The organism is uncultured Aquimarina sp. (assembly GCF_947495315.1).
Taxonomy (GTDB): Bacteria; Bacteroidota; Bacteroidia; order Flavobacteriales; family Flavobacteriaceae; genus Aquimarina.
Genome location: NZ_CANLYD010000011.1, coordinates 147,997 through 161,403, shown reverse-complemented (window position 1 = coordinate 161,403; position 13,407 = coordinate 147,997). Strand labels below are relative to the sequence as shown.

General features: G+C 32.6%; 12 protein-coding genes. 9 read left to right on the top strand and 3 right to left on the bottom strand.

The features are described from left to right. Positions 1 to 4 precede the first annotated feature (4 nt). From bamA to Q0910_RS18605, 5 genes are all read left to right on the top strand, one after another. A complete protein-coding gene (gene bamA / locus Q0910_RS18625; RefSeq protein ID WP_299219673.1) occupies positions 5 to 2,632 on the top strand; it encodes an outer membrane protein assembly factor BamA in 2,628 nt (875 codons plus the stop codon). A gap of 36 nt (positions 2,633 to 2,668) precedes the next feature. After that, the gene (locus Q0910_RS18620; RefSeq protein ID WP_299219671.1) at positions 2,669 to 3,526 is read left to right on the top strand and encodes an OmpH family outer membrane protein; all 858 of its coding nucleotides are present in this window, start codon (positions 2,669 to 2,671) and stop codon (positions 3,524 to 3,526) included. A 44-nt stretch (positions 3,527 to 3,570) separates the two neighbouring features. Beyond that, complete coding sequence (locus Q0910_RS18615; RefSeq protein WP_299219668.1) at positions 3,571 to 4,080, top strand: OmpH family outer membrane protein; 510 nt, start codon at positions 3,571 to 3,573, stop codon at positions 4,078 to 4,080. 88 nt (positions 4,081 to 4,168) lie between these two features. Next, positions 4,169 to 4,957 carry a glutamate racemase gene (murI, locus tag Q0910_RS18610; RefSeq protein WP_299219665.1) on the top strand — a complete coding sequence of 263 codons (789 nt, stop codon included), beginning with the start codon at positions 4,169 to 4,171 and terminating at the stop codon, positions 4,955 to 4,957. Between the two features lie 182 nt (positions 4,958 to 5,139). Further along, positions 5,140 to 5,664, top strand: coding sequence for a hypothetical protein (locus Q0910_RS18605; protein ID WP_299219661.1), 525 nt, complete (start codon positions 5,140 to 5,142; stop codon positions 5,662 to 5,664). Between the two features lie 10 nt (positions 5,665 to 5,674). On the opposite strand, the gene Q0910_RS18600 is transcribed toward Q0910_RS18605, so the two are convergent. Together Q0910_RS18600 and Q0910_RS18595 are read right to left on the bottom strand one after the other, a co-directional pair. Continuing rightward, entirely contained in the window at positions 5,675 to 6,409 is a 735-nt protein-coding gene (locus tag Q0910_RS18600) for a LytTR family DNA-binding domain-containing protein (protein ID WP_299219658.1), read from the bottom strand. A gap of 65 nt (positions 6,410 to 6,474) precedes the next feature. Further along, entirely contained in the window at positions 6,475 to 8,712 is a 2,238-nt protein-coding gene (locus Q0910_RS18595) for a histidine kinase (RefSeq protein ID WP_299219655.1), read from the bottom strand. Positions 8,713 to 8,933: 221 nt separating this feature from the next. Between Q0910_RS18595 and Q0910_RS18590 the strand changes: the two genes are divergently transcribed. Beyond that, positions 8,934 to 10,109: a vWA domain-containing protein gene (locus tag Q0910_RS18590; protein ID WP_299219652.1), complete on the top strand. Its 1,176-nt coding sequence runs from the start codon at positions 8,934 to 8,936 to the stop codon at positions 10,107 to 10,109. Between the two features lie 14 nt (positions 10,110 to 10,123). Beyond that, positions 10,124 to 10,636 (top strand): rhodanese-like domain-containing protein, encoded by a 513-nt coding sequence (locus Q0910_RS18585; RefSeq protein WP_299219649.1) that lies wholly within the window; start codon positions 10,124 to 10,126, stop codon positions 10,634 to 10,636. A gap of 60 nt (positions 10,637 to 10,696) precedes the next feature. On the opposite strand, the gene Q0910_RS18580 is transcribed toward Q0910_RS18585, so the two are convergent. Further along, complete coding sequence (locus Q0910_RS18580) at positions 10,697 to 11,722, bottom strand: type IX secretion system membrane protein PorP/SprF (protein WP_299219647.1); 1,026 nt, start codon at positions 11,720 to 11,722, stop codon at positions 10,697 to 10,699. Positions 11,723 to 11,964: 242 nt separating this feature from the next. On the opposite strand from Q0910_RS18580, the gene Q0910_RS18575 reads away from it, so the two are divergent. Together Q0910_RS18575 and Q0910_RS18570 are read left to right on the top strand one after the other, a co-directional pair. Next, positions 11,965 to 12,870, top strand: a complete 906-nt coding sequence (locus Q0910_RS18575; protein ID WP_299219645.1) for a NifU family protein — start codon at positions 11,965 to 11,967, stop codon at positions 12,868 to 12,870. A 127-nt stretch (positions 12,871 to 12,997) separates the two neighbouring features. Beyond that, entirely contained in the window at positions 12,998 to 13,198 is a 201-nt protein-coding gene (locus tag Q0910_RS18570) for a dodecin family protein (RefSeq protein ID WP_118459056.1), read from the top strand. Positions 13,199 to 13,407: the final 209 nt, after the last annotated feature.

Genomic DNA, 13,407 nt, shown 5'->3' with positions numbered 1-13,407 from the left:
AAAGATGACAAAAAAATTACCTATTACGTATTTTGCATTTATTGCATTTTTATTAAATACAGTATTACTTTCGGCACAAAACTTACCAGGTACTCGCGGAAAAGAGTATATTATTGGAGATATTGAGGTAACAGGAATATCTACCTATAGTAAGAATACTATTATAACCTTTACAGGTCTTAAGAATGGTCAGCGGATTTCATTACCAGGTGATCGTATTAGCCAGGTTATAAAGAAACTTTGGGATCTTGAATTATTTAGCGATATAAATTTTTATATCACTAGAGTAGACGGTGATACAGCCTATCTCGAGATTAACATCCAAGAGGTTCCAGAATTAAACCAAGCTCGTATAGAAGGTGTTAAAAAGCGTAAAGCAGAAGATTTGATTAAAGACAATAGTCTTACTCCGGGAACAAAGGTGACTGAAAATCTAATTACTACTACACGTAACTTTATTACCAATAAATATCGTAAAGACGGGTTTCTTAATACCAAGGTTATTATTAACACCACTCCTGTTAAAGACACCGTTCCAACTAACAAGGTTAATATGTTAGTTCGTATTGACAAAGGTGATCGTGTAAAAGTTGATAAGATTCGGATTAATGGAAACGAGCAATTTTCTGATAGCAAGGTGAGATCAGCAATGAAAAACACCAAACAGAAAAAATTCTGGAGATTCTGGAAACGTTCGAAATACATAAAGAATGATTATCAGGAAGATAAAGAAAGTATTGTTAGCAAATACAAAGAAAAAGGGTATCGAGATGCTCGAATCACTACCGATTCTTTAATTGTAGAAGATGACAATAGTGTATCTTTAAATCTTGCGATAGAAGAAGGTAATAAATACTATTTCGGAAATATTAATTTTTTAGGAAACAGTGTCTATACAGATAATCAACTAGCAAGACAACTAGTTATCAAAAAAGGAGATGTGTATAATGGTGTTCTTCTAGAGAAACAGATTGCTGACAACACTAAACCTGATGCAAATGATCTTACCAACTTGTACCAAAATAATGGATATTTATTTTCTAATATTGACGCTGTAGAAACTAATGTAAAAAATGACACTATAGATTTTGAGATAAGAATTCGAGAAGGAAAACTAGTTCATTTTGATCATATTACGGTTACAGGTAATGATAAAACTAATGATCACGTTGTTTATCGAATATTAAGAACTAAACCAGGTCAGGTATATAGTAAAGACTTAGTTGTAAGAACGGTGAGAGAAATAGGTCAATTAGGTTTCTTTGATCCGGAGCAATTAGAACCTCAGTTTAAAAATGCTGATCCTCAAGCCGGAACTATAGATATCAACTATCCTGTTGTGGAAAAGGGAGCGAGTCAGATTGAGCTTCAAGGTGGTTTTGGTGGTGGAGGTTTTGTTGGAACCTTAGGTTTAGCCTTCAGTAATTTTTCGATCAGGAATATTTTCAATAAAGAAGCATATAGTCCTTTACCAATGGGAGATGGACAAACGCTTCGTGTTAGGGCTCAAGCAAGTCAATTTTTCCAAACATATAGTTTATCATTTATTGAGCCTTGGCTTGGTGGAAAAAGACCATTCCAGCTTTCTACATCTTTTTCTCATACGATTCAGTTCTTATTCAATAACAGAACTAGAGATGTAGATAGAGATAGTAAGTTTTTGATTACTGGTGGGTCTATCGGTATTGCAAAAAGGCTAAATTGGCCGGATAACTACTTTACCTTATCTCAGGCAATAAGTATTCAACATTATAACCTTAAAAATTATAATACTAGATTATTTACATTTGGAGATGGTTCTTCTAACAATCTTGCATACACCATAGGAATTAACAGAAACAATACTGCAATAAATCCAATTTTTCCTACATCTGGATCAGAGTTTAATCTTATTGCTAAGCTTTCTCTACCATATTCATTATGGGATGGTACAGACTATAGCGAATTAGCAGAAAGAAGGTCCGATATTCAAGGGCAATTAGATGATCCAAATTCAGGATTAACCACTGAGGAAGTTCAGAATTTAGCAACTGAAAGAGGAGAGATTGATCAAGAACGATTTGATTGGTTAGAATACTACAAGATCAAATTTGACGCTACCTGGTATACCACCTTAACTAAAATAGGCAAACAACCATTAGTGTTGAGAACCAGAGCAGAGTATGGTTTTCTTGGTGCCTACAACAATGATCGAGGAAATATTCCTTTTGAAAGATTTTTCTTAGGAGGAGATGGATTAGGAGCAACAGCCTTGGACGGGAGGGAAGTTGTAGCTCTTAGAGGATATCCAAACCAATCACTAATACCATTAAGTAGAGCAAATGATCCAGATTTTGTAGAAGATGGGGCAACAATTTATAATAAATATTCGTTAGAGCTTCGTTATCCTATTACTCTAAAACCATCAGCCTCTATTTATATGCTGGCATTTTTAGAAGGTGGAGCATCTTATGATAGCTTTAGAGGATTCAATCCGTTTCAATTAAATCGTTCTGCTGGAGCAGGTTTACGTATCTTTATGCCAGCCTTTGGACTGCTGGGTATTGATTTTGGGTATGGTTTTGACCCAATTCCAGGTACGACAGGAAATAATGGATGGGAGACTCACTTTATCATTGGACAACAATTTTAATTTTGGCACGATTATTTCTATAAACAAAACAGGATCATGAAAACAAAAGTTCTTTTAGTATTAGCAGCTATCCTTTGGTTATCTTTCTCCAACACAGCAGAAGCTCAAAAAGGTATAAGAGTCGGTTATATAGATATGGATTATATCTTAGAAAATGTACCTGAATACAATGAAGCTTCGGCTGACTTGGAAACCAAAGTGCAAAAATGGAAAGTGGAAATCGAAGCTGAATTAAAGGAAGTGGAACAAATGAGGAAAGACCTCAACAATGAACGTGTTCTTCTTACTAAGGAACTTATAGAAGAAAGAGAAGAAGATATTTTCTTTAAAGAAAAAGAAATCCTTGAATATCAACAAAAGAGATTTGGACCTAATGGTGACTTATTTCTTCAAAAAAAGAGATTAGTACAGCCGGTACAGGATCAAGTTTTTGTTGCGGTACAAGAAGTAGCAAAAAATAAAAAATATGATTTTATATTTGATAAATCTGCAGACCTAGTAATGCTCTACTCTGCCGACAGACATGATATAAGTGATCAAATATTATTAAGAATCAATAGAGCTTCCAAAAGAAAGCAAGTTAACAGTAAAAAAGAGAAAAAAGCTTTAGAACGTGCTGAAAAGAGGAATGTTGAACAGGAGAAAGAAGTAACGGATAGAGAAAAAGCAACATCTCTAAAACAATCTGAAAGAGAAAAATTACTTGCAGAAAGAAAAGCCGCAAGGGATTCAATCAGAGCTGCTAAGAAAAAAGAATTTGAAGAAAGAAGAGCCAAGCTTATAGAAGCTCAAAAAAGAAAGAAAGACTCAATAAAAGCTTTAAGAGAGCAATTGAAAGACGATACACCTTCTAATGATGACGATGGTGAGACTAAAGAAAATGATGATAATTAGAGAAATTAATTTTTAAATTTATAACACACTTAATATTACTTGAAATGAAAAAGTTTAGAACCCTATTAGTAGCCTGTGCATTCATCCTAGGAGCATCAAGCTTTGTAAATGCACAATCTAAAGTAGCACATATCGCTTCACAGGAACTTGTGGAAGCAATGCCTGCTTTTAAAGCTGCCAAAAGCGAAATTGAAAAGCTAAACAAAACGTACGAAGCAGAAATCAGAAATATGGTTTTGGAATTGCAAAATACAATGAAAAAGTATCAAGCTGAAGCTCCTACTAAAACTGAAGAAGAAAATGCTAAAAGAGCACAAGAAGTTCAGGCTACAGAGAAAAGTATTGGAGATTACAGACAAAATGCTTTACAAGATCTTCAGAAGAAAGAAATTGAATTGTTAAAGCCTATATATGAAAGTGCACGTGTCTCTATTCAAAAAGTAGCAAGAGCGCAAGGATTTGAGTATGTATTAGATTCTACGACCGGAACAGGAGTTATCCTAGCTGATGGAAAAAATCTAATGGCAGACGTAAAAAAAGATTTAGGTATCTAAAAAAATTACCTTTATAGAATAAAATAAAAAAAACAGTGAGTCTAGACTCACTGTTTTTTTTATTTTTGGCACAGTACTATCTCGCGAAATGAACAAACAAGCAATAGGTATTTTTGACTCAGGTATTGGCGGAACTTCTATATGGAAAGAAATTGCTTTGGCAATGCCAAATGAAAATACAATATACCTAGCAGATAGTAAGCACGCACCCTATGGCAAACGTAGTACCGATGAAATCATATCACTAAGTATTAAAAACACTAAAAAACTTATTGAACTAAATTGTAAAATCATTGTTGTCGCTTGTAATACCGCCACCACAAATGCCATAAAAATACTCAGAGAACAATTTGATATTCCGTTTATCGGTATTGAACCCGCTATAAAACCAGCCGCTCTAAACACAAAGACTCAAAAGGTTGGTGTTTTGGCAACAAAAGGTACGTTATCCAGTGAATTATTTGCAAAAACATCCGATCTGTATGCAAACAAAATCGAGGTTATTGAAGTTATTGGTACTGGATTGGTAGAACTTATAGAAGAAGGAAAAATCCAAACTCCAGAAATGCAAGTCTTATTGGAGTCATATATACAGCCTTTGATTGAAAAAAACATTGACTATCTTGTTTTAGGCTGTAGTCATTACCCATACCTCATCCCTATCCTGAAAAAAATGCTTCCCAACCATGTAGACATCATAGATTCTGGCGAAGCAGTAGCTAGGCAAACTAAAGTGATTCTTTCTAAAAACAAACTTCTAAATATTAACTCACAGGAAGGAATACATACTTTTTTTACTAATGGATCATTACATGTTTTACAAGAAATTCTAAAAAAAAGTAACATCTCTTCAGTTTCAAAACTGTTAGAATTTTAAAATCACGTAAGAATTAACTTTCTTTTTCAATAATCACATGTTAAAAAAACACTCTTTGGCGAATTTTAACACTTTTTGACGTTCTTTATATTGTTTTTTTCTTTTATTTGATAGTCTCTTGATTGTTAAGTTTTTACAGTAGAGCAGATACTAATAAACCTTTTACCCCTAATTCTGTAGTTATGAAAAAAAGCATTGTAACGCTTTTTGGATTGTTCTGTGTAACCTTTTCTGTGGCGCAAAACAATGTTCAAATAGACGGAAGATTAAAACCGCATTTAGACAAATTCTTTGAGTACTGTAAAGAATATAATATTGAATATTACGACAAGCTATTTGAACTAAAAAATATAGACATTGTAGATACGCTTACCGTTTCTCCTCAAGGATCTACACTCGGAATGCTTACAAGAGATAAAAATAACAAAGTAGAAAATATAGTAATTAACTGGGTAGCCATGCTGGATCAGGAAATACTAAAGGTAGTTGCATTCCACGAATTCGCACATTATTTTCTAGAATATGAAAAACATATATGTGATGATTGCGGAAAAATAATGGCTGTTGTTAACAGTAGCTATTTTGATATTGCTAAGGACTGGGATAATCAAGTAAAGACGCTGTTTATAGATTCTCCTTTATACAAAAAAAGGAAAACGGTTGCTTATACGAATTCATATAGCAGACAGGATCATTTAGCGAATTAGTTCATTCTTTTTATTTAAAATAATCCAATAAAGCACCTTTCTTAGAAGAAGAAACCATAAGTTCTTTTCCTGAGGATAATTGAACACTACCTCCTTTGCCTTTTTTATATCGTACAATCGTACTTACATTGACTAAAAAACTTTTATGAATTCTGACAAATCCTTGATCGGACAAAGAATCTTCAAAGTACTTTAGGGTTTTACTAACTAGTTTTTGTCCTTGATTGAGAAATATTTTGGTATAATTATCGTCAGCTTGACAATACAAAATTTCCGAAATTTTTAATACCTCAAAACCGTCTTGTTGCGGTATGGTAATTTTTCCATCGGCAGCAGCAGACACTTTTGGTGTTAGTACTTTATCCTGTAGTTCTTTTTCACGTTCTTTTATATGACTTACATGATCAACTGCTTTAATAAGATTATCTATTGCTATAGGCTTCAATAGATAGTATGTAGCCTGAGCGTTTAGTGCATCTACAGCATAATGGTCATAGGCCGTTACAAAAACGGTTTCAAACGTTCGGTCGGGCACTTGTTCCAATAAATCAAAAGCATTGCCATAAGGCATTTCTACATCAAGAAATAAAAGGTCAGGATTATGAGACTCTAACAGTGTTAATGTTTCTTGAACGCTTGCCGCTTCTCCTAACACTTTAACCGTTGGACAATATTTATTAAGATAATTTTTTAAGATTGCTCGGCTATTAGCCTCATCATCTACTACAATTGCTGTTAAATTCACAGTTCTTAGATTTATTAATTACTTCCAAATCACGTTTATATAATAGTTTCAAAAAAAATAAGATGTTACTTATCTTTTTTGAGTACTAACTTCACCCGAGTACCTTCCTCTTCATCCGTTAGGTCCGAGATAAAAACATCTACTTTATCCTTATACATCGTATTTAGAATATTAATTCTTTTTTTGATATTACTCATTCCTTGCGACTTTTGTTTCTTTTGATTTAGGGTCTTTAATGCTTTGGACTTTTCTCTTCCGATTCCATTATCAGAAATCGTTATTTCAATTGTATCTGCATATGTTTTAGAGAAATGTATGGACAATAGCCCTTTATCTGGTCTGTATCGTAATCCATGCCAAACAGCATTCTCTACATAGGGCTGAAGCAACATTGGCGGAATCATATATTCTTTAATATTAATTTCTGGATCTACCTCTATAGTATAATCGAATTTATCCTGAAATCTGAAATGTTCCAACTGCACGTATAATTCTAACAATTCTATTTCTTTTTCTAATGGTATAAAATCTTCTTCGCTATTTTCTAAAACCGATCGCATTAACAATGAAAAATCAGTCAAATATTTGTTTGCAGCTCTTTCATCACTAGTCGCTATGAATGTATTTACAGAGTTTAAAGCGTTAAAAATAAAATGTGGATTCATCTGAGAACGCAATGATTTTAATGCTAATAAATTATTAGCATATTGCTGTTGTTTTATATTGCGATACATTAAATACGCAGCAAGAAATAAGAATATAGATAATCCAATCAACGAATAAATAATTATCTTTTGCTGTCCAGCTAATTCCTGAGATGCAAAAGCAAGTTTATATTTACTTTCATTAAGTTCTCTATCCTTTTCTAAGGTAGCTATGCGATTTGCTTTTAGAGCTAACTCTCTGCTAAACCTGGTTGCTTGGGATATCTCTTGTTCTTTCTGAATATATAGCTTATCAATGATTACTTCATATTCTTCAAAAGCTTCAGAAGCTTTTTTAAGCTCGCCTTTTTCACGATACACCTCTCCTAATTTTCTTGTGGCATCTTTTTGAACAACCAGATCATTTTCTGAGGCTGCTTTTTTAATACTTTCTTTTAAGTAGGGTATCGCTTCATCATATTCAGCTTGCGCTGCAAAGGCATTTGCTATTTTATAGTTCTGCACCTGCGATGTAATGGCACGATCATCTATACTAGCTGGTGCAGATGCAATAGTATCTTTTGCCGTTGTACTAAATTCCTCTTTTCGTTCAATATCCTGAATATCCTCAAGTGCTTCTTTTCTTAATTCAATCTCTTTATCAAAACTATTATTCTTATTATAAAAATCAGCTGCTTTTGCTCTTTGCCGTGCCGACGACTTTTTACTTCTCCTACTGGCAAGTTGTACAGAATTGCCCAAATACTCTTCTGCATCATCCAGATTCCCTTGTCTTTGAAGTATTTCTGCCAACTTAGAATTTAACTCGACAATGATATCTTCATACTTCTTTTTTTGCGCTAATGATAGTGCTTTATTATAGCTATTTATAGCATTGGTATTATCGTTCTGCCCTTTATAACTATCCCCTAATCCTTGATACACCTTTACTTTCTGTAAAGAACTAAGCCTGGATTTCTCTAATTCATTAAAAGTTAGCAATGAAGTATCATAATTTTGACTTAATAATTGAGCATTTCCTAATTTTATTTTTACATCGGCGTTATACTTATTAGTAAGGCTAGTTGCATAATTACTTTCTGCCAGATCCGGTTGTTTCCAATGAGCGTAAATATCTCCTAGAGTTTCAAAAAGTTCAGCTTTTTTCTCGTCACCAAAGGTATCGTCTTCCTCTATTGTTTCCAGAGCTTTTGTAACATAATCAATACTTGTCGCAGCATCTTTTTTTAAAGAATTTCTTGCCGCGGTAAGATTAGCTCCGTAAGCGGCAGAAGATCTTTTTTGTTTTTCAACTTTCGGAACATTCTTTACTGATGGGCTCTCCTGAACTTTAACATCTATTCTTTCTCTACTTGTGATCGTATAATAAATTGTATTAAAACTGTCATGCTTAATAATTATATTATCACCAATCTTAGCTTGTATTTTAAAATCACCAAAATTGTTAGTGTAGTATACCTTATCTCCTATTCCCGCTACCTGAATTTCTACATCTCTTACTGGCTTTAGAGTTCGATCTTCTTTTACGGTACCTCGTATCGTTATATCTGCCTCTGCTGCTCTTCTTATATTATCTTGAGCAAAAAAAGCACTGGGCAACAGCCACATAACCAATAAAATGAAACAAAATTTATTCATCATATACTAAATAAGGAGGGTAAACTTAATCCATTTATATGGGATAATAAAATCATAAATTACACATAAGTTGCTTTCTTAAGAATATTCAGACTATAAAACATTACTTCCCTAACTGATAAGGGCTTTTCGCTCATTCATAACAAAGCATTCCTAATTCTTAGTTTTCATCCAAAAAAGTTCCTCTTAGTTTTAAGCTAAATTTAAAAAAAGTAACAATTATGAAGACAGTATGTATATGGAGTTTATTATGCTTGCTAATAATTCCTGTTTCATGTAAAGCAGAAAATAATTCTCGTTCGGAATTGGCATTTCAATCCGAAAACTCACATCAGATTTATACCTCGAAAACGGATCCTGACACCAAAAATATTCAGGTAGCGCTATTGTTAGATACTAGTAATAGTATGGATGGTCTAATTGATCAGGCAAAAGCACAATTATGGGAAATCGTAAATGAATTGTCTTATGCAAAATGCGGTCATTATAAAATAAAACTACAGATTGCTTTATATGAATATGGTAATGATCGTTTACCATCAAAAGAAGGTTACATCAGACAGGTACTACCCTTTTCTGAGGATCTTGATGAGATTTCGAAGGAACTTTTTGCCTTAACTACCAATGGCGGAAACGAATATTGCGGAAAAGTAATTAACACCTCTATAAATCAATTAGATTGGAAAAAAAATAATGACCACCTAAAACTAATCTTTATAGCCGGCAATGAACCTTTTACTCAAGGACCTGTAAACTACAAAGATGCTGCTACCGATGCTATGGAAAAGGATATTACTATAAATACTATTTTTTGTGGTAACTACAAACAAGGTATTGAAACTAACTGGAAAGATGGAGCTGCTTTAACTCAAGGAGAATATAGTGCTATTGATCATAATAAGGAAACCATACATATAGTAACACCTTATGATGATATCATCTTAGAATTAAATCGAAAATTAAACAATACTTATATCTACTATGGAAACGAAGGTTCTAAAAAAATAAGTCTACAAGCAGAACAAGATAGTAATGCTAGATCTTATAGTCCGGCCAACGCAGTTAGTAGAACTGTAAGCAAAAGTTCCGGATTTTATAAAAACAAAAGCTGGGATTTGGTAGATGCTGCAGAAGATAAAGATTTCGAACTAGAAAAAGTTGCCAAAGAAGAACTTCCTAAAGAATTAAAGAACAAGTCTAACACTGAACTAAAACAATACATTACCCAAAAAAGTAATGAACGAAAAGAGGTTCAGGAAAAAATACAGAAGTTAAACAAGAAACGAATAACGTATATAAAAAACAATAGCAAAAAAGATGCTTCTAATCTGGAAGCTGCACTTATGAAAGCTATAAAAACTCAAGGAGAAAAAAAATCTTTCAGCTGGAAAGAGTAATAAACATTAAAACTATGAAAACAAATCTAATAGTTCTATTAATCGTTTTAACACCCATAACCATGTTGTCTCAAAAAAATCAAAAACTACAAAAATCTAAAGTTGATTATAATTCTTTTTTAGAAATCACAGAAGAAGTTATGGAGTATCGGCAAAAAAGATTAATACCTTTGGATCAGTTTCTTGATTTTACACAAGACAATGGTACCATATTATTAGACACGAGATCAGAAGCTGCTTACAACCGAAAACATCTTAAAGGTTCGGTTCATTTAAATTTTTCTGATTTTACAGAAGAGAAATTAGCAAAAATAATTCCGGATAAAAAAACCAGAATTTTAATTTATTGCAATAATAATATCGATGGTGATACTCTGAATTTTCCAACCAAGAGTCTACCGTTAGCATTAAACATTCCAACCTTTATCAATCTATACGGTTATGGATATAAAAATATCTACGAATTATCTTCTTTAGTTCCAATACGAGATGAGCGTTTAAAGTTTACAGGCACCGAAGTAGAATAGAATAAATAAAGGCCAGCTTTCTAGCTGGCCTTTATTTTATATTTAGACAAACATCTTTCTCTAATTATTAACAGCTGGACAATGACAGTTCCAACGTTCTTTACGTTTTCCAAAATCGTACCCTAATGTTAACTGATGGAAACCTCCATTAGTTAACACTACAGAATTAGATTGATAACTATACGTATATCCTACCATCCATTTTTTATAATTTATACCTAAAAACGGTGTAATATATTGTAATTTTTGACTTTCTATTTCCGCACCTGTCTGAGAGAATTCTGCACCGTCAAAACTTCTTCTATAAGACAATCCTCCCCACAGAGTAACAAGCTCTCCAAAACTTCTATATACTTTTAAGTTTCCATCAATAGTGCTTTCCTTAGTTTGGTCAGTTGCCTGATAAAGAAGTGAAGGTTCTAAACTCCAAGGGCCGCCATTTCCTAATCCAAACACATATCCCACAGAAAAAATATACCTTCTCTGATTGTTGGGCTCTGCAATAGTATTATTAGAATTATCAAAAAGGCCTCTTGTGGTAGGTAATATATTTTTTACAGTAAAATGTGCAAACCAATCTAGATAATGATAAGACATCCCTACATCTAAATTAAAATAACCATCTTTTTGTAGTCTTCCTATTATTGCTGGATCCGGGTCTAAAGGGTCATCAAACCCAGTTGTATCTACGTTAGATTGAATAAACGCCCCACTAATACCAAAAGATAACATATTTAGATCGGTTCGATCACGAGAGAATAATAAATGGTATGCAAATGTGGCAAATACTCCTGTCTGAGAAAAAGGACCGTTTTCATCCTGATATATTATTGCACCAAGCCCTACCTTATCACCTGTCCTAAAATTAATATTAGCTGATTGCGTATTAGGTGCATTATCTACATCAAACCACTGTTTCCTTGCAGTAAGCCTAATTTTATTTGCATTAGAAGCTCCCGCCATAGATGGATGAACCAGATATAAATTATCAGAAAGGTAATCTGCATAAACTGGGATTCCTTCCTGAGAAAAAATAAATTGTGAGGTTAGTATAGCAAACAACAAATAGTATTTCTTCAAATTCATTAGAGGCATTATGTTTAAAAGGAAAACTAGGTTAATTATTTCAATATAAACTATTTAATTCTGCTTATATTGTGGGGGCTTAATATTTCTTTTCCCAAATTAAAATATTATTTATTGCCGGGAGCAAATATATTAATTTTTAACAGAACATATCTTTTCGCCCTAGTATTAAAACATTCTTAATCTTATAAACCCTACTCTAAAGTGGAATTACTTTTTAGTAAATTTGCCAAAAATATATCATGGAAAAGAAATTTGAAATAAAAATAGAGCCTACTTCCAATCCGAGTATTATAAAATTTGAAGCTAATTATTTCCTAACCGAGCATACTAGTTATGAATTTGAAAATATTGATCACGCTAATAATTCACCATTAGCTCAACAATTATTTTATCTGCCATTTGTAAAAAGAGTATTTATAGCGCAAAATTTTGTGGCTATAGATAAGTATGATATTATAGATTGGACTGATGTTCAGGACGAGGTTGCGGAGCAAATAAAGGAATATTTAAATAGTGGTCAACCGGTGATTAATGAAACTACATCTACTAAAAAAACACCTATAACCATCTATGCGGAAAGCACTCCAAATCCTGCAGTGCTTAAATTTGTAGCAAATAAAAAATTAGTTGCAGTTGGACACGAATTTAAAAGTATTGATGATACTAAAGAAGCTCCTATTGCAGAAAAATTGTTTCATTTCCCTTTTGTCAAAGAAGTATATATTGATGAGAATTATATTTCTATCAATAAGTATGATATGGCGGACTGGAATGATATTACAATGGAAATAAGAGAATTTTTGAGAGAATATCTCGAACAAGGTAAGGAAGTACTTTCAGAAAACGCAACTGTATCCAAAAGCCAAGTAGAAAAACAAGCTGAGACAACGTTCGAGAAACTGGATGATACCTCAAAAGATATTGTAAATATTATTGAGGAATATATCAAACCCGCTGTTGCCAGTGACGGAGGTAATATTATGTTCGATTCTTACGATCCAGAGAGTAAAGTAGTAAAAGTAATTTTGCAAGGAGCATGCAGTGGGTGCCCTTCTTCTACCTTTACCTTAAAGAATGGTATAGAAAATATGCTAAAAGAGATGCTAAAAGACAAAGTGGCATTTGTAGAAGCTATAAATGGGTAATTCATCGAATTATCTTTGATGATATCGAAAAAACCATATAAATAATAGTGGTTATTATTTAATAAAAACCAAAGTATCTCGTATATTAGAGAACCTTTTATAAAATATTAACCAAAAAATTATTAAAATGGCAATTGTTAAAGTAATAGAAGTAATAGCAACCTCAGAAAAAGGTTGGGAAGACGCTGCAAAAAATGGAATAAAAGAAGCTAGTAAAACAGTGAAAAATATTAAATCCGCATGGGTCTCTGATCAAAAAATGATCATTAAGGATAATGAAATTTCCGCGTATAGAGTTATTCTTAAAATATCTTTTGAGATAAATTAAAAAATATATTACTTATTGTAAAAAGCATCTTAATGATTTTGAGATGCTTTTTATGTTTTAAACACCACTAGAAATTATCAAAGTGAAATATTTCTATCTTATTATGTTAATTTTACTCTTTATCGTTTATACAGATTAAAACAAACAGTCCATGGAATAACGTACTTATACCATGGATTTTATTGTAATACCATATATTCAATAAATTT